The organism is Pseudomonas fluorescens (genome assembly GCF_902497745.1).
GTDB classification, from domain to species: domain Bacteria; phylum Pseudomonadota; class Gammaproteobacteria; order Pseudomonadales; family Pseudomonadaceae; genus Aquipseudomonas; species Aquipseudomonas fluorescens_BM.
The window spans coordinates 45,130-62,668 of sequence record NZ_CABVHJ010000010.1; the positions used below are offsets into that span (position 1 = coordinate 45,130).

Sequence of the window (17,539 nt, forward strand, 5' to 3'; positions counted from 1 at the left end):
TCTCCGGAAAAATGCGCTCAGGGTGGGTCAGGGCGCCGGTGCTCGTTTGTCAGAAAGGGTAGCCTTGTGTTGCCCGCTGCCTGGCAATCTTGAATAATCGCGCTCAACTGAGAATTACTTGCAGATACTCATGACTCCTGTTTCCGTCGGCCAGCCACGCATTCTTTCTATCGAAGACGATCCGGTTCTCGGCGCCTATGTTCACGAACATCTGGGCCGCAGCGGCTTTCAGGTGACCTGGTGCCAGAATGGTCAGGAAGGCCTGAGCATCGCCAAACGCCAGCCGTTCGACGTGGTGCTGATGGACATCCTGTTGCCGGGCATGGACGGTTTGAATGTGTTGACGCAATTGCGCCAGAGCCATTCGACACCGGTACTGCTGATGTCGGCCCTCGGCGCCGAGGCGGATCGCATCAGCGGTTTCCGTCTGGGCGCCGATGACTATTTGCCCAAGCCGTTCAGCATGGCCGAGTTGCATGTGCGCATCGAAGCGATCCTGCGCCGGGTTGCTCTTGATCGGCGTCCGGCATCGCTGGCGGCGCCAGTGGCGGCCGGTACGCTGCGTTTTGACGACGAACAGTGCGATGTGTTTTTCCGCGAGCAAGCCGCCGGGCTGACCCGTAGCGAATACCGTTTGCTGGAAACCCTCAACCGTAATGATGAAGAAGTGTTGAGCAAAGCCTTCCTTTATCAGCACGTTCTGCAGCGCGGTTACGCGGCCCACGACCGCAGCCTCGACATGCACATCAGCCAGATCCGCCGCAAGCTCAAAACCATCGGCTATACCGAGCGCGAAGTGCGCACGGTGTGGGGCAAGGGTTATGTCTTGAGCGCCTGCGATGAACATCTCTGAATTGCCGGGGCGGCATTCGCTGTTCTGGAAACTGGCCTGTCTGCTGGTCGCATTCTGTCTGCTGATGATCTGGCTGAGCTGGTCGTGGGGACGTTATATGGAGGAGCGCAACCAGTTCCTCTCCGACGAAGCACGCGGCACCCTTTCACGTTATGCGATGCAAGCCGAGCAAGCGTGGCAGCACGGCGGCCGCAGCGGGGTCGATGACTGGTTGCAGAGTATGGAATTGCGTGAGGCCAGTTGGGTCGGCGTCATCGGCGGCAACTTGCAGTCGCTGAGCAGTGATCCGCTGAATGAACAGGAAATCCAGCACCTGACGTTCCTGCGCGGCCTTGACTGGCCGATTCACAAAAAGAACCGGCCGTGGTTGCGTGTGCCGTTTCCCAAAGAGCCGTCTGCCGGCAGCCTGGTGATCGAGCTACCCGAACGTTTCCTGCCGGGCAAGTATCGTGTGTTCTGGCGCGTTATCACTAACGGCGTGATTCCGGGCCTGTTCACCTTGTTGCTGTGCGTGGGTCTGTATCGTTTATTGGTGGTGCCGCTGAACAACTTGCGCGAACAGGCCAACGCCTGGCGCGCCGACCAGTTGAATGTGCGGTTGTCGAGCGGCATCACCCAGCGCCCGGACGAACTCGGCGAGTTGGCCCGGGCGTTCGATTCGATGTCCGAACGCTTGCAATCGACCGTCGCCCTGCAACAGCAATTGCTGCGCGACCTGTCCCACGAATTGCGCACACCGCTGAGCCGCTTGCGGGTCGCCAGTGAAAGCGAACAAAGTCTGCTGCAGTTGCGCGAGCGCATCGGTCGCGAAGTCGACGGTATGCAAAGACTGGTCGAAGACACCCTGCAACTGGCCTGGCTCGATACCGACCGCACGCCGCTGCCCGACGAGGCGATCCAGATTCAGGCCCTGTGGGAAATGCTCACGGATAACGCCTGTTATGAAAGCGGCTGGCCGAGTCTGCAATTGCAGTGCGCTGTGGACTCGTCGTGCTGGGTGCGTGGCAACTTGAATACGCTGGCGCAGGCGTTGGAGAACATTTTGCGTAACGCGATTCGGCATTCGCCGGCGGGCGGGATCGTGCGACTGGATGGACGGCGCGATGGCGATTTCTGGCACCTGTGGCTGGAAGATCAGGGCGGCGGCGTAGCAGAAGGGGATCTGGAACGTATCTTCTCTCCGTTCACCCGACTCGACGGCTCGCGGCCCGGCGACGGTGGATTTGGCTTGGGGCTGAGCATCGCGCGCAATGCCGTGCAGCGTCAGGGCGGAAGTATTTGGGCGGAGAACAGCGGGGCGGGGTTGCGGTTGAATTTGCGATTGGTAGCGGATGACGGTGTTGCGCCGACTGACGCCTTCGCGAGCAGGCTCGCTCCCACATTGGAACTCGGTTCGCCGCAGGTTGTGTGATCAACAGTTAATAGTGTCATCACTGCTGACACTATTCTGCGAATGACACTACTCCCTGTGGGAGCGAGCCTGCTCGCGAAGAGGCCATACGCATCACCGCCAATTAAGATGACCCAGCGTAAAAGTCTCACCAGTGGTGAGACTATTGCTGCTTATTCCCATAAACCATAAGCACCGCACTTTGCGTGATATGGCCTGCGCGGGTTTGCCGGTATGATAGGCGCCCCCGCACGTCTGGATTGCGAATACGCCATGACCCTGCAGTACCCAACCATCGCCGATTGCGTCGGCAACACGCCGCTGGTGCGTTTGCAGCGCCTGCCCGGTGCTACCAGCAACACCCTATTGCTCAAGCTCGAAGGGAATAACCCGGCGGGTTCGGTCAAGGACCGTCCGGCGCTGTCGATGATCACTCGCGCCGAGTTGCGCGGGCAGATCCACGCCGGCGATACGCTGATCGAAGCGACCTCGGGCAACACCGGGATCGCGCTGGCCATGGCCGCTGCGATCAAGGGTTACAAGATGATCCTGATCATGCCGGACAACTCTAGCGCCGAGCGTAAAGCGGCGATGACCGCTTACGGTGCCGAGCTGATTCTGGTCAGCCAGGAAGAAGGCATGGAAGGCGCCCGCGATCTTGCGCAGCGTATGGAAGCCGAAGGCCGTGGCAAGGTGCTCGATCAGTTCGCCAATGGCGATAATCCTGAAGCGCACTACACCACCACCGGTCCGGAAATCTGGCGTCAGACCCAAGGCACCATCACCCATTTCGTCAGTTCGATGGGCACCACCGGCACCATCATGGGCGTGTCGCGCTACTTGAAAGAGCAGAGCGACAGCGTGCAGATCGTCGGTCTGCAACCGATGGAAGGCTCGGCCATTCCCGGCATCCGCCGCTGGCCGCAGGAATACCTGCCGAAGATTTATCAGGCTGATCGTGTTGATCGCATCGTCGACATGGCGCAAAGCGAAGCCGAGGACGTCACCCGGTGTCTGGCCCGCGAAGAAGGCATCTTCTGTGGCGTGTCCTCGGGCGGTGCAGTGGCAGCGATGTTGCGCCTGTCCAAAGAAGTTGAAAACGCGGTGATCGTCGCGATCATCTGCGACCGTGGCGACCGTTACCTGTCGACCGGCATTTTCGACGCGCCCAACTGATGGCCAAGCACGAGAGAGGCCTGCGCTTCCAACCCACGGGTGGCAGCAAGGCCGCGCAAATCCCGACCGGCAAAAAGCAGCGCTTGAGCATCGAGCGCCTGGCCAATGACGGTCGCGGCATCGCGTTTTTCGAAGGCAAAACCTGGTTCGTCCTCGGCGCCCTCGCGGGTGAAGAGGTCGAAGCGCGGGTGCTCGGCGCCCACGGCAAAGTGGTCGAGGCGCGCACCGAACGCGTGTTCAAGGCCAGCGAACTGCGCCGCCCCGCACCGTGTCAGCACGCCGGTCGTTGCGGCGGTTGCAGCGTGCAGCATTTGCCCCACAGCGAACAGCTTGCCCTGAAACAGCGCATGCTCGCCGAGCAATTGTCGCGCGTTGCCGGTGTCGAACCTGAAGAGTGGGCAGCACCGCTGACCGGACCTGAATTCGGCTATCGCCGTCGCGCCCGCATCGCGGTGCGCTGGGACATGAAGGCGAAGAAACTCGAAGTGGGTTTCCGTGCCGCCGGCAGTCAGGACATCGTCGCCATCAACGAATGCCCGGTGCTGGTACAGCCCTTGCAACCGATCATGACCCGTTTGCCTGAGATGCTCCGCCGTTTGAGCAAGCCGCAGGCTTTGGGCCATGTCGAGTTATTCAGTGGCTCGTCTCTGGCCGTGTTGCTGCGGCACATGGCGCCGTTGTCCGAAGCGGATCTGACGATCCTCAAGGACTTCTGCCAGTTCCATGAAGCGCAACTGTGGCTGCATGGCGAAGGTGAGCCGCAACCGGTAGATGCCACCCAGTCGCTGGGTTATCGCCTGGAGCAGTGGGGTCTGGATCTGGCGTACCGACCGGGTGACTTCATTCAGGTCAACGCTGGCGTCAACGAAGCCATGGTCGCCCAGGCACTGGACTGGCTGAAACCCGGCAGCGACGAGCGCGTGCTCGATCTGTTCTGCGGCCTCGGCAACTTTGCCTTGCCACTGGCCAAAACCGTGCGCGAAGTCGTCGCGGTCGAGGGTGTGCAAACCATGGTCGATCGCGCTGAAGCGAACGCCGCCAGTAACAATTTGCATAACACAAAGTTTTTTCAAGCCGATTTATCCCAGCCTTTGACCGATGCCCAGTGGATCGGAAACGGCTTTTCTGCGGTACTCTTGGACCCACCGCGTGACGGTGCTTTCGAGGTGGTTCGCAAGCTGGCGACCCTGGGTGCCAAACGGTTGGTGTACGTATCGTGCAACCCTGCAACTCTGGCGCGCGATACGGTCGAATTGATCAAGCAGGGCTACCGGTTAAAACGTGCCGGGATTCTCGATATGTTTCCTCAGACGGCACATGTCGAGGCCATGGCGTTATTTGAAGCGAGCCAGGATGGCTCGTCTGAATCCGTCTGATCTGTCCGCGCAGCGCTCGCTTTAGCCCCGCGAGCGCAAACGGGCGATAAGGATCAGCGATTTGACGCATTGAATCTGCGTCGTAGGGAAGGTAAAGCAAGATGGTACAGGTGAGAGCACACCAGCCGATCAACACTGACGGCAGTATCAATCTCGAGGCTTGGCTCGATCACGCGGTCAGTGTCGATCTGGCACTGGATCGCGAAGCCTTGAAAGAAGCCTGCGAGTTCGCTCGCGAGGCCGAACAACAGTCCAATGCCAAGAAGAATCTGTGGGCCGAAGGCTCCGGCAGTTTCAGTACTGGCCTGGAAATAGCCGAGATTCTCGCCGACCTCAAGCTCGATCAGGATTCGCTGGTCGCCGCGGTCCTGTATCGCGGTGTACGCGAAGGCCAGATCGAACTCACGGCCGTCGGCCAGCGCTTCGGCCCGGTGGTCGCCAAGCTGATCGACGGCGTGCAGCGCATGGCGGCCATCAGTGCCAGCCTCAGTCCGCGCCAGTCGATGGTCATGGGCACGCAAGGGCAGGTGGAAAACCTGCGCAAGATGCTTGTGGCGATGGTCGACGACGTTCGTGTTGCGTTGATCAAACTGGCCGAACGTACCTGCGCCATTCGCGCGGTGAAAACCGCCGACGACGAAAAGCGTAACCGTGTCGCCCGCGAAGTCTTCGACATCTATGCGCCGCTCGCGCACCGCCTCGGCATCGGTCATATCAAATGGGAACTGGAGGATCTGTCCTTCCGTTATCTCGAGCCTGATCAATACAAGCAGATCGCCAAGTTGCTCCACGAGCGACGGCTGGACCGTGAGCGCTTCATCGCCGACGTGATGACCCAGCTCAAGGATGAACTGCAGGCCACCGGTGTCGATGCCGACATCAGCGGCCGCGCCAAACACATCTATTCGATCTGGCGCAAAATGCAGCGCAAAGGGCTGGAATTCAGCCAGATCTACGACGTGCGCGCGGTGCGTGTGCTGGTGCCGGAAATGCGCGACTGCTACACCGCACTGGGCATCGTCCACACCTTGTGGCGGCACATTCCGAAAGAATTCGACGACTACATCGCCAACCCGAAAGAGAACGGCTACCGCTCGCTGCACACGGCGGTGATCGGCCCTGAGGGTAAAGTGCTTGAGGTGCAGATCCGTACGCACTCGATGCACGAAGAAGCCGAACTCGGTGTCTGCGCGCACTGGCGCTACAAAGGCACCGACGTCAAATCCGGTTCGAACCACTACGAAGAGAAAATCTCCTGGCTGCGTCAGGTCCTCGAGTGGCATGAAGAACTGGGCGATATCGGTGGTCTGGCTGAACAGCTGCGTGTCGATATCGAGCCGGATCGGGTCTACATCTTCACCCCCGATGGCCACGCCATCGACCTGCCGAAGGGCGCGACACCGCTGGACTTCGCTTATCGCGTGCACACCGAAATCGGCCACAACTGCCGTGGCGCGAAGATCAACGGGCGCATCGTGCCGCTCAATTACAGCCTGCAGACCGGCGAGCAGGTCGAGATCATCACCAGCAAACACGGCACGCCGAGCCGCGACTGGCTGAACTCGAACCTCGGTTATGTCACCACCTCGCGGGCGCGGGCGAAGATTGTTCACTGGTTCAAATTGCAGGCGCGCGACCAGAACGTTGCCGCCGGTAAAACCCTGATCGAGCGCGAACTGACGCGCCTCGGCCTGCCGGCGGTGGACTTCGACAAACTGGCCGACAAGGCCAACATGAAAACCGCCGAAGATATGTTCGCCGCCCTCGGTGCCGGCGACTTGCGTCTGGCGCAACTGGTCAATCTGGCGCAGCAACTGGTCGAGCCGGAACGCGGCAACGAACAACTGGAGCTGATTCCGCGCAAAGCCACCGGCTACAAACCGGGCAAGCGCGGCGACATTCAGATCCAGGGCGTCGGCAACCTGATGACGCAGATGGCCGGCTGCTGCCAGCCGCTGCCGGGCGATGCGATTGTCGGTTACATCACTCAGGGCCGTGGCGTGAGCATTCACCGTCAGGACTGCGCCTCGGTGCTGCAACTGGGCGGGCGCGAACCGGAGCGGATCATTCAGGTCAGCTGGGGCCCGGTGCCGGTGCTCACCTACCCGGTGGACATCGTCATCCGCGCCTACGACCGCTCCGGTCTGCTGCGCGACGTTTCGCAGGTGCTGCTCAACGAGCGTATCAATGTGCTGGCGGTCAACACCCGCTCGAACAAAGAGGACAACACCGCGCTGATGTCGCTGACCATCGAGATCCCGGGGCTGGATGCGCTGGGGCGGTTGCTCGGGCGGATTTCGCAGTTGCCGAACATCATCGAAACGCGGCGTAACCGTACCCCGTGAGGATTGGCGCTCTCGAATGTTAACCGCCGATCCAATGTGGGAGCGAGCTTGCTCGCGAAGACGGTATCGCATCCAGCAGTGATGTGATTGAAAGTCCGCCTTCGCGAGCAAGCTCGCTCCCACAGGGATCTATGTAGTGAGTGAAATGATGTACAGCCTTGAAGACCTGCTCCACCTGATGAACCGTCTGCGCGATCCGCAGTACGGTTGCCCGTGGGACATCAAGCAAACCTACGCGACCATCGTCCCGCACACCCTCGAAGAAGCTTACGAAGTCGCCGATGCCATCGAGCGCGGCGACTTCGATCATCTACAGGGTGAGCTGGGCGATCTGCTGTTCCAGGTCGTCTATTACAGCCAGTTGGCCAAGGAAGAAGGGCGCTTCGAGTTTGCCGGGGTGATCGACAGCATTACCCGCAAGTTGATCCGCCGTCATCCCCACGTGTTCCCAACCGGTGATCTTTACGCGCCGCTGGATGTGCCGCGCTTGAGCGAAGAACAGGTCAAGCAGCGCTGGGAAGAGATCAAGGCCGAGGAGCGCGCGGAAAAATCCGTCGCGCCCGAGCAACTGTCACTGCTCGATGACGTGCCGGCGACGTTGCCGGCCTTGTCGCGTTCGGCCAAGCTGCAGAAGCGCGCAGGGCAGGTCGGTTTTGACTGGCCAGACGCCTTGCCGGTGCTCGACAAGGTGCGCGAAGAACTCGATGAAGTCCTCGAAGCCATGTCCGAAAACGATTCGGTGGCCGTGGCTGACGAGATCGGCGACCTGCTGTTTTCCGTGGTCAATCTGGCCCGGCATCTGAAGGTCGATCCGGAAACTGCACTGCGTGGCGCCAACGGCAAGTTTGAAAGACGTTTCCGTTTTATCGAACAGGCATTGCGCGACACCCACCGTCCCATAGAAGATTGCACCCTCGAAGAGTTGGACGCCCTGTGGGGTGAAGCCAAACGTCAGGAAAAGAATGTGCCCGGCTGCGGCTGAGCAACTGCCCAAGTGAGTAAGTCCCATGAGTATTTCCCTTCGCGACCAGTTGCTCAAAGCAGGCCTGGTCAACCAAAAGCAGGCCAAGCAGGTCAGCAAGGACAAGCAGAAGCAGCAGCGTCTGGCCCACAAAGGCCAGATCGAACTGGATGACTCGCAACAGCGCGCGGCCCAGGAAGCCATGGCCGAGAAGGTCAAGCGTGACCAGGAGCTGAACCGTCAGCAGAAAGAGAAAGCCGAGGCCAAGGCGCGTGCGGCGCAGGTCAAGCAACTGATCGAAGTCTCGCGTCTGCCGAAGCTGACCACCGAGGACTACTACAACTTCGTCGACGACAAGAAGGTCAAGCGCATCTCGGTCAACACGCTGATGCGCAACAAGCTCAGCAGCGGTTCGCTGGCGATCGTCCACCATGCCGGCGGCTACGAAGTAATTCCGCGTGAGGCGGCCTTGAAGATTCAGGAGCGCGATCCGCAGCGTATCGTCCAGCTCAACGTGCAGACTGAAGAGGTCAGCACCGAGGACGATCCGTACGCGGCGTATCAGATCCCTGATGATCTGATGTGGTAAATCGATAAAGCTGTAACAACGACAAACCCCGCTCATGGCGGGGTTTGTCGTTTTCAATGCTGTGGTTGAATCAGGCGGATTTCAGATCCCGTTGCTGTTCTTGCACTTCCAGTTCGGCCTTGTAGTTGTGGGCGTCGATCTCGTTGTGGAACATGCCGACCAGCAAGTCTTGTTGATGCACATCCCAGATGCGGATACCGGCGGCTACGCCTTCGTGGGACATGTGTGAATCGTCGCGTTCAGTTACTTTTACAGTCATCTGCTAGCTCCAAATCTCAAGTTATCTGCAGCAAGGCGTGTGCAGGACTCTTTTATATGATTTGTTAGCTTGCTAAGTAAACGGCTGATTTGCGCAAGGTGTTATTGCGTTTTTTGCAACAGTGCTGCAGACCGCGTAATCCGCGACATTCGGTCGCAGGGCAGTAAGTTTCATGACAGAAGTTTCATTTTCAGAAGCGCCGAAACCCATTGTGGGAGCGAGTCTGCTCGCGAATTCGGTGGGTCAGACGACGATAGGGTGACTGGAATATCGCATTCGCGAGCAGGCTCGCTCCCACAGGGTTTTGCGGTGTACCTGCTATTTTCTGCAGGCGAAAAAAAACGCCCCGAACCAGTCGGGGCGTTTTCATGTGTGGCTCAAGCGGGGGGAATTACTTGCCTTCCCAGCGCTTCAGTACCAGCGTGGCGTTGGTGCCGCCGAAGCCGAAGCTGTTGCTCATCACGGTGTTGATGGTGGCGTTTTCGCGGGTCTTGGTCAGCACCGGCAGATCGGCCACTTCCGGGTCCAGCTCGTCGATGTTGGCGGAACCGGCAATGAAGTTGCCTTCCATCATCAGCATGCAGTAGATCGCTTCATGAACGCCGGCGGCGCCCAGAGAGTGACCGGACAGGCTCTTGGTCGAGCTGATCGCTGGAGCCTTGTCGCCGAACACTTCACGCACACCTTTCATTTCCGCGACGTCGCCGACCGGAGTCGAGGTGCCGTGGGTGTTCAGGTAGTCGATCGGCGTATCAACGGTGGACATCGCCATCTGCATGCAGCGGATCGCGCCTTCGCCACTTGGGGCAACCATGTCGTAACCGTCGGAGGTCGCGCCGTAGCCAACGATTTCCGCGTAGATCTTGGCGCCACGGGCCAGAGCGTGTTCCAGCTCTTCAACCACGACCATACCGCCACCGCCAGCGATGACGAAACCGTCACGGTCAGCGTCGTAGGCACGGGAAGCTTGCTCCGGGGTGTCGTTACGCTTGCTGGACAGAGCGCCCATCGCGTCGAACAGGAACGACTGGCTCCAGTGCTCTTCTTCACCGCCACCGGCGAAAACGATGTCCTGCTTGCCCATCTGGATCTGTTCCATGGCGGTACCGATGCAGTGAGCACTGGTGGCGCAGGCAGAAGCGATGGAGTAGTTCAGGCCTTTGATCTTGAATGGCGTGGCCAGGCAAGCGGAAACGGTGCTGCTCATGGTCCGCGTTACGCGGTATGGGCCAACACGTTTCACGCCTTTCTCGCGCAGGATGTCCAGCGCTTCCATCTGGTTCAGCGTGGAAGCACCGCCGGAGCCGGCGATCAGGCCGGTACGCGGGTTGGACACTTGCTCTTCGGTCAGGCCGGAGTCAGCAATAGCGTCTTTCATGGCCAGGTAGGCGTAAGCCGCTGCGTGGCCAACGAAGCGATAGATCTTGCGATCGATCAGCTCTTCAAGGTTGAGGTCAATGGAGCCGGAAACCTGGCTACGCAGACCCATTTCGGCATATTCCGGGTTGAACCGGATGCCAGGGCGGCTTGCACGCAGGTTAGCGGAGACGGTCTCTTTGTCATTGCCCAGGCACGAAACAATGCCCAGACCAGTGATAACGACGCGGCGCATGCGAATAACCCTTAGAAGTTGTCAGTGGAGGTGAACACGCCGACGCGAAGGCCTTCGGCGGTGTAGATTTCGCGACCGTCGACAGTCACCGAACCATCGGCAATGGCCAGGTTCAGCTTGCCCTTGAGGACGCGTTTGATATGAATGTTGTAGGTGACTTTCTTGGCGGTCGGCAGAACCTGACCGAAGAACTTCACTTCGCCCGAACCCAGCGCACGGCCACGGCCCGGCAGGCCTTGCCAGCCCAGGAAGAAACCGACCAGTTGCCACATGGCGTCCAGACCGAGGCAGCCCGGCATCACCGGATCGCCTTCGAAGTGGCATGCGAAGAACCACAGATCAGGGTTGATATCCAGCTCGGCGACCAATTCACCTTTGCCGTACTTGCCGCCTTCTTCGCTGATCAGGGTGATGCGATCAACCATCAGCATGTTCGGGGCGGGCAGTTGCGCGTTACCTGGGCCGAACAGCTCACCGCGACTGCAGCGCAGCAGATCTTCCCGAGTAAAGGCGTTTTGTTTGGTCATGCGAGCTCCTCAATAATCCCATGCGGCAGGTGGGGCAAATCTTCCCGACCGTTCGAAGCGTTCATGCCTCGAACCGGCAGCCTACTCATAGACTATTGCGTTGTGGTGAAAGTCACAGCACCAAGGACATGAATGTACACTTGTGCACTGAAATTTTTATTCAAGCCCCTTTTGAGGCTCGTTCGGGTGCCTAAGACTGCCGCACTTTCGCTTTTCACGCCAGTCGCAGATGGTCGAAAGGCCCACGTCACGACACCCAGCGCTGCAGAATCTGCTGCAGATCATTACGTTTGAACGGCTTCGCCAGATAATCGTTCATGCCCGCCGCCAGACAGGTTTCGCGGTCGCCCTGCAAGGCGTTGGCCGTCAGCGCGATGATCGGCACCTCACCGCGTCCGGGCAGTAGCCGGATCTGCCGGGTAGCCTCGTAGCCATCGATAATCGGTAACCGGCAATCCATCAGAATCACCTCAAAGTCGCTGCCCTCGGCACTGCGCACCGCTTGTGCGCCATCAGTGGCGACACTGACAGTAAAGCCCAGACTGCGCAGCATCGCTTCAATAACCGTCTGGTTTACCGGATTGTCTTCGACCAGCAAGACATTGCGCCCTTCACCATGCTCTTTGCCGTTCAGTGCACGCGGCGCGGCCAATGGCGGCAGCGCCTGCTTATAGAGTGCCAGCGGAATTTCCAGGGTGAACACCGAACCACGGCCTTCCTCGCTCTGCGCGCGCAAGGTGCCGCCCATGCGTTCGGCCAGCGTACGGGCGATCGGCAAACCGAGACCGGTGCCGCCATAACGCCGTGAAATCGAACTGTCGGCCTGCTGGAAAGCGTTGAACATCAATTCCAGACTTTCGGAAGAAATACCGATGCCGCTGTCGCGCACCGAGCAGGTGAACCACAGCAGTTCGTGATCCAGCGACTGCCACTGCGCCTCGATGCTGACCCGACCCTGTTCGGTGAATTTCAGCGCGTTGCCAACCAGATTGACCAGAATCTGCCGGATCCGCGTCGGATCGCCCTGCACCTGCAAACCGCGCATGTCGTCCGGGATGCGCAGGTTCAGCGCCAGACCGCGTTGCACTGCACTGTGCTGGAACGACTGGGCGCAGGCGCCAATCAGTTCGGCGAGGTTGAACGGGATGTATTCCAGTTCCAACTCCGAGCGTTCGATGCGCGAGAAGTCGAGAATATCGTTGATGACTTTCAGCAGGTGTTCGGTGGACTCCGAGGCGAGGGCGGCGTATTCGACCTGCTCCTCGGTCATATCGGTGGTTTCCAGCAATTGCAGCATGCCCAGCACGCCATTCATGGGCGTGCGCAGTTCATGGCTCATCATCGCCAGGAAATCGGACTTGGCATTGTTGGCCTTTTCCGCTTCTTCACGGGTCTGAATCAGTTGCGCCATGGCTTGATGCTGCTCGCGACTGGCCTGTTCCAGCGCCTGCGCGAGGTTATTGATGTGCTGCGACAGCGCGCCGAGCTCGGTGTCATCGACGATCGGCAGCGGGGTTTTGTAATCGCCGTCCTGAATCGCTTTGACCGCATCGCCGATATCGCGAATCGGCTGCGACAGACTGCCGGCCAGGCGCCGTGCCAAGACAAAGGTGAAGAGCAGGGCGAACAGCGCGAGAATCCCGGCCTTGAGCATAATCTCCTGCTGGCGCTGGCTGAATGCGTCGTTGGACAGACCGACGATCACCCGGCCCAGATAATCTTCGCTGGCCCCGCTATTGCTGACTTTGCCGTCCTGGAAGAAATCATTGTGCAGGGCGATGCGTTGCAGGCGCACCGGTGCCTGGAACACTTCGACCTGATGCGGCCGACCGTGCGCCGCGGCGGGTTGTTCGACGTACACCAGAATCCGGTTGGCGCTGTCCTGTACTTCGAGAAAACGCACGTTGGGCGTGGCCAGTGTGGCTTTGAGCAGGCTTTCCAGCACTTCGTTGTTGCCGGAAATCACCCCGTATTCGGTGGCAGGCGCCAGTTGGTTGGCGATCAATTGGCCGGTGTGGTTCAGCTCCTGACGCAAATCCTGAATGCGCACGAAGGTGAAGAAGCTGATCAACAGCAAGGTCAGCAACAACGCCGGGCCCAGGCTGATCAGCTGGGTGCGGGTATTGATGTCCCAACGGCGACGGAAACTCATGGGCGGCGTTCTCCTTCAGCCAGTGCGCTGGCAACAGATGCGTCATTGAGCGGTTCGATACCCAGTGAACGAGCGACCTGCGCATTACTTGAGACTTTAAAACGTGCGGGGTAGAGCGTCCGCGGCCAATTGGCCGGCGGTTGATCAAGCAATTGATCGAGGATTGCCAGCCAGTCGTTCTGGTCGCTGTAACTGCTGGCCAGGCTGCCAGCGCGGACAAACGCAACGTTCGGGCCGACCAGTGCGACTTGCCGTGAGTAACTGCTGAGCAGCAGGTTTTTCGCGGTTTTCGGGTTGTACAGATCGGGATCGTCGAGCCCGAGCAGCACGTCGCTGTTTTTCAGCACGGTTTGCAGCGGGCGGCTGTCGTGGGTGTTGTCCCAGCGCTGGCTGATGACTTGCAGGTTCAGCGGCGCGGCGGCGAGATTCAGCTCCTTGAGGAGGAATTCGCTGTGCTCATCGAACAGCACGCCGATCCGCCGGGCCTGGGGCAAAATGCGCCGGATCAACTGCAACTGGCGGCTCAGCGGCGGATCACTCCAGAGCAAACTCAGATGTGCCGGTTGCGTGCTGCCGAGACGCTGGCGAGCCTGCAGGCGACTGATGCGCAGCACCAGCGTCGCCGGGCCCTGGTTTTCTTGCAGACGCCAGTCGAGGCTCGGCAGGTCGAGCAGAATCAGGCGCAGACTGACGGGCAGTTTCCCCGGTGCCGGCAGGCTGGCCAGCGGTTGGAAACGCACGTTGTCGGTCGGGCGCAGTTCGCTGAGTGCCTGCACGAACGCCTGGACGCCGGGGCTTTCCTCAGCGCCGGTCAACAGAATATCGGCAGCCTGCACCGCCACGCCGTGCAGCCATGCGGTCAGAAACAGGCAGAGCCCGGCCAGCCAGTGGCCAAGGGTTGGCATCTTCCGTGACGGCCAGTAGCGCACCCCTAGAACTCCAGCTCGGCACTGAAGTACATCACCCGGCGTTCATCGTAATTGTTGTCGACGAAAGTGCTCGGCTCGTGGTCGAGACGCTGTTGCAGCACGCCAGCCAGTTGCAATTGTGCTTTGCCCAGCGCGATGCGTTTGGCGATGCGCGTGTCGACGCGCTCGAAACGGTAGCCGTTGAGCGCGTTGTCGCCGTAATAGAAGAGGGCGCTGTTCCAGCCATGACCCCAGTCGCGCAGCCAGCCGGCCGAACCGCTGTTGCGTGAAGTGAACTGCTGATCGAGGGGATTGCTCGCCTCGGCATCGACAAAGGCGTAGGTGAAGCGCAAACGGTCGGCCAGGCTCACGCGCCAGTCGAGCTGGGTTTCCGTGCCACGAAAACGTGAGCTGTTGGCATTGCTGGCGATGTACTGGTTGTTACGCAGCGGCTCACTGATCATCCCGGTGATCTCGTCGTAGAACAGCTTCACATCGAGGGCCAGGCCCAGTTCGGCGAAATAGCCGTTGTAGCCCAGTTCCCGCGAGCGCATGTGTTCCTGATCGAGATCGCCGGGGCCGCGAGTCTTGACGAAGTAGCGCGCCGAAGACTGGCCATAAGCCGAGGGGCGCAGGTTGCTGACCTGATAGCTCCAGTTCACGTTGTTTTCGAACATGTCCGGCGAGCGGATCGCTTCCGAATACACCGCACGCAGGCCGTGGCGCGGGTTGATCAGGTAATTGACGGCGAAGCGCGGGGTCAGCGAACTGCCGATCAGTTGCGTGTTTTCGAACATCGCACCGCCCTGCAACAGCCAGTGTTCCGTGGCGCGCCATTCCAGTTGGCCGAACGCGCGCCAGGTGGTGTCGTCCAGCGTGCCATTGAAGTAAGTCTCGGAGTCGGCGCGGTCGTAACGATAGTTCATGCCGCTGACCAGACGCAGGCTGTCGGACAGGCTGAGGGTGTCCTGCAACTCGAGGTCGTAGCGCGATTCGCGGGCGCTCTGGTCGATGTCGCCGCACAGGGTTCGGCTGGCGCCGTTGCGCCATTGATCAAGCACCTGATTGGCCAGGGCCATTTCCTGTGGCGTGCCGGGCGCCGCGCCGGGGCCGGTGAACTGCGTGATGTTGCGCGCCAGACGTTCGGTGTAATTGGGATTGAGCTGCCACAGTTGCGTCAGTTCGGGGCTGAACGATACCTCGGCATCGCAGGCGCGCCAGGTTTGCTGACGATCCCAGTGTTGCGCCGAGCCTTGTATATAAAGGCTGTGTTCGGGATTGATGTCGAGATTCCAGCGCACCGAGCCGGCGTAATCCTTGGCGACTACATCGGAATTGTTCCCGGCGGCGGTAATCCCGGAGAACACCGGGCGGTAGGTGTAGGGCCGCTGGTTGGTGCCGTCCTTAGCGTTGACCTGCCAGTCGAGGCTCTGGTTATCGCTGAGGGTGTGACTGACCGCGAGACTGAAGCGGTTCAAGCGGCGGCTGTCACGGTAGTCGGCACCGCTGCGATCGCTGTCGAAGCCGTCATCTTCCTGACCGGACAGCGACAAGCGCAGATCACCACCATTCCAGCCGGTGCCCTGGCTGGCATAAAAGTCATTGATGCCACGCTGGCCACGGGTGTACTTCAGGCGAGTGCCGTGGCTGTCTGCCGGGTGGCGGGTGATGATGTTGACCACCGCCATCAACGCGTTGGCGCCGTAACTGACGGTGTTCGGGCCGCGAAACACTTCGATGCGCTCGATGTCTTCCATGGCCACCGGAATATCGCTCCAGTCCACCGTGGACAATCCGGCGCGGTACACCGAGCGGCCGTCGATCAGCACTTGCATGCGCCGTGCTTCGCTGGCGTTGGTGCCGTGGTAATTGACTGCCGCCTGATTGCCGCTGATGTTGCCGACCATCATCCCTGGCACGAGGCGCAGCAGTTCGCTGATGTCGCGGGCGCCGCTGGCGTTGATCAGTTCGCTGTCGAGTACGGTCATGCTCCCCGGCACTTCCGCTGGCGTCTGTTTCAGGCGCGTGGCGGTCAGCACCTGCGGCAGTGCTTCGTTGTCCATGAACAGGTCGTCCGCCAGCACTAGCGGGCTGAACAGCAGCGCCAGCAAAAGGGACGAACGGGGAGGGGGAGGAGCGAAAAACACGACGCAGCCTTGATCGTAAAGATTTGGCGCGCATGTTAACCGAGCACCGTGACTTTTCCATTCACGTTAGTAGCATTTTCCTAGGTTTTATTGGTCTTCTTCCTACAAGTGTCGGTAATTGTTGCGGGGGCTGGCCGCGACCGGGCTGCCCCGTATAATGCCGCCATCGCCACTGGTATGGATTAACGGATTGCATATGACTGAACAGCGCCCGATTGCGGTCCTGGGAGGCGGAAGTTTTGGTACCGCCGTGGCCAATCTTTTGGCCGAGAATGGCCATCAAGTCCGGCAGTGGATGCGTGACCCCGAGCAGGCCGAGGCCATCCGGGTCAATCGCGAAAACCCGCGTTACCTCAAAGGCATCAAGATTCTGCCGGGGGTGACCGCCGTCACCGACCTGCAGGAAACCCTCGACGCCTGTGATTTGTGCTTCGTCGCGCTGCCGTCCAGCGCATTGCGCACGGTACTCGCCGCCCACGCCGAGCGGTTGAGCGGCAAGATGCTGGTCAGCCTGACCAAAGGCATCGAAGCCCAGACCTTCAAACTGATGAGCCAGATTCTTGAAGAAATCGCCCCGCAAGCGCGTATCGGCGTGCTGTCCGGTCCGAATCTGGCGCGGGAAATCGCCGAACATGCGCTGACCGCCACGGTGGTCGCCAGCGAAGACGAAGAGCTGTGCAAAGCCGTGCAAGCCGCGCTGCATGGCCGCACCTTCCGCGTTTACGCCAGTGCTGACCGTTTCGGTGTCGAGTTGGGCGGGGCGTTGAAAAACGTCTACGCGATCATCGCCGGCATGGCGGTGGCGCTGGAAATGGGCGAGAACACCAAGAGCATGCTGATCACTCGCGCCCTCGCCGAGATGACCCGCTTTGCCGTGAATCAGGGCGCGAACCCGATGACCTTCCTCGGTCTGGCCGGTGTTGGCGATCTGATCGTCACTTGCTCGTCGCCGAAGAGCCGCAACTATCAAGTCGGTTTCGCCCTTGGCCAGGGCCTGAGCCTCGACGAAGCGGTGTCGCGTCTTGGCGAAGTCGCTGAAGGCGTCAACACGCTGAAAGTGCTCAAGGCCAAGTCCCAGGAAGTCGGCGTGTACATGCCGCTGGTCGCCGGGCTGCACGCGATCCTGTTCGAAGGACGCACGCTGGAGCAGGTCATCGGTCTACTGATGCGTGCCGAGCCGAAAACCGACGTCGATTTCATTTCCACCAGCGGTTTCAACTGATTCAGCTTTTATACGGACAGGA

At 60.1% G+C, this 17,539-nt stretch carries 14 protein-coding genes; 8 read left to right on the forward strand and 6 right to left on the reverse strand.

Annotated features, from left to right (window positions below; genetic code table 11):
* Positions 1-130: 130 nt before the first annotated feature.
* From F8N44_RS16785 to F8N44_RS16815, 7 genes are all read left to right on the forward strand, one after another.
* Positions 131-853 carry a response regulator transcription factor gene (locus F8N44_RS16785; protein WP_150651076.1) on the forward strand — a complete coding sequence of 241 codons (723 nt, stop codon included), beginning with the start codon at positions 131-133 and terminating at the stop codon, positions 851-853.
* Entirely contained in the window at positions 840-2,264 is a 1,425-nt protein-coding gene (locus F8N44_RS16790) for a sensor histidine kinase (RefSeq protein ID WP_150651077.1), read from the forward strand. The genes F8N44_RS16785 and F8N44_RS16790 overlap by 14 nt, the downstream gene beginning before the upstream one ends.
* Before the next feature lie 252 nt (positions 2,265-2,516).
* Positions 2,517-3,419 carry a cysteine synthase CysM gene (gene cysM / locus F8N44_RS16795; protein ID WP_191630911.1) on the forward strand — a complete coding sequence of 301 codons (903 nt, stop codon included), beginning with the start codon at positions 2,517-2,519 and terminating at the stop codon, positions 3,417-3,419.
* Positions 3,419-4,795 (forward strand): 23S rRNA (uracil(1939)-C(5))-methyltransferase RlmD, encoded by a 1,377-nt coding sequence (gene rlmD, locus F8N44_RS16800; RefSeq protein WP_150651079.1) that lies wholly within the window; start codon positions 3,419-3,421, stop codon positions 4,793-4,795. Before cysM ends, rlmD begins: the two co-directional genes overlap by 1 nt.
* 101 nt (positions 4,796-4,896) lie before the next feature.
* Positions 4,897-7,140 (forward strand): GTP diphosphokinase, encoded by a 2,244-nt coding sequence (gene relA / locus F8N44_RS16805; RefSeq protein WP_150651080.1) that lies wholly within the window; start codon positions 4,897-4,899, stop codon positions 7,138-7,140.
* Positions 7,141-7,288: 148 nt separating this feature from the next.
* Positions 7,289-8,122 (forward strand): nucleoside triphosphate pyrophosphohydrolase, encoded by an 834-nt coding sequence (mazG, locus tag F8N44_RS16810; RefSeq protein WP_150651194.1) that lies wholly within the window; start codon positions 7,289-7,291, stop codon positions 8,120-8,122.
* Between the two features lie 25 nt (positions 8,123-8,147).
* Positions 8,148-8,690, forward strand: coding sequence for a DUF2058 domain-containing protein (locus F8N44_RS16815; protein ID WP_016987455.1), 543 nt, complete (start codon positions 8,148-8,150; stop codon positions 8,688-8,690).
* Between the two features lie 70 nt (positions 8,691-8,760).
* Here the strand turns inward: F8N44_RS16815 and F8N44_RS16820 are convergent, their stop codons facing one another.
* The 6 genes from F8N44_RS16820 to F8N44_RS16845 all read right to left on the reverse strand — a co-directional run bounded on the left by F8N44_RS16820 (position 8,761) and on the right by F8N44_RS16845 (position 16,295).
* Positions 8,761-8,949, reverse strand: coding sequence for a hypothetical protein (locus F8N44_RS16820; protein WP_007917473.1), 189 nt, complete (start codon positions 8,947-8,949; stop codon positions 8,761-8,763).
* Positions 8,950-9,340: 391 nt separating this feature from the next.
* Positions 9,341-10,561: a beta-ketoacyl-ACP synthase I gene (fabB, locus tag F8N44_RS16825; protein WP_003227152.1), complete on the reverse strand. Its 1,221-nt coding sequence runs from the start codon at positions 10,559-10,561 to the stop codon at positions 9,341-9,343.
* 11 nt (positions 10,562-10,572) lie between these two features.
* Positions 10,573-11,088 (reverse strand): 3-hydroxyacyl-[acyl-carrier-protein] dehydratase FabA, encoded by a 516-nt coding sequence (gene fabA / locus F8N44_RS16830; protein WP_003227150.1) that lies wholly within the window; start codon positions 11,086-11,088, stop codon positions 10,573-10,575.
* A gap of 247 nt (positions 11,089-11,335) precedes the next feature.
* A complete protein-coding gene (locus tag F8N44_RS16835; RefSeq protein ID WP_150651081.1) occupies positions 11,336-13,240 on the reverse strand; it encodes an ATP-binding protein in 1,905 nt (634 codons plus the stop codon).
* Entirely contained in the window at positions 13,237-14,169 is a 933-nt protein-coding gene (locus F8N44_RS16840; RefSeq protein ID WP_150651082.1) for an ABC transporter substrate-binding protein, read from the reverse strand. The genes F8N44_RS16835 and F8N44_RS16840 overlap by 4 nt, the downstream gene beginning before the upstream one ends.
* A gap of 2 nt (positions 14,170-14,171) precedes the next feature.
* Complete coding sequence (locus F8N44_RS16845) at positions 14,172-16,295, reverse strand: TonB-dependent receptor plug domain-containing protein (RefSeq protein WP_150651083.1); 2,124 nt, start codon at positions 16,293-16,295, stop codon at positions 14,172-14,174.
* Positions 16,296-16,491: 196 nt separating this feature from the next.
* Here F8N44_RS16845 and F8N44_RS16850 point away from each other — a divergent pair, with 196 nt between their 5' ends.
* Positions 16,492-17,517, forward strand: a complete 1,026-nt coding sequence (locus F8N44_RS16850; RefSeq protein ID WP_090285290.1) for an NAD(P)H-dependent glycerol-3-phosphate dehydrogenase — start codon at positions 16,492-16,494, stop codon at positions 17,515-17,517.
* The last annotated feature ends 22 nt before the right edge of the window (positions 17,518-17,539 follow it).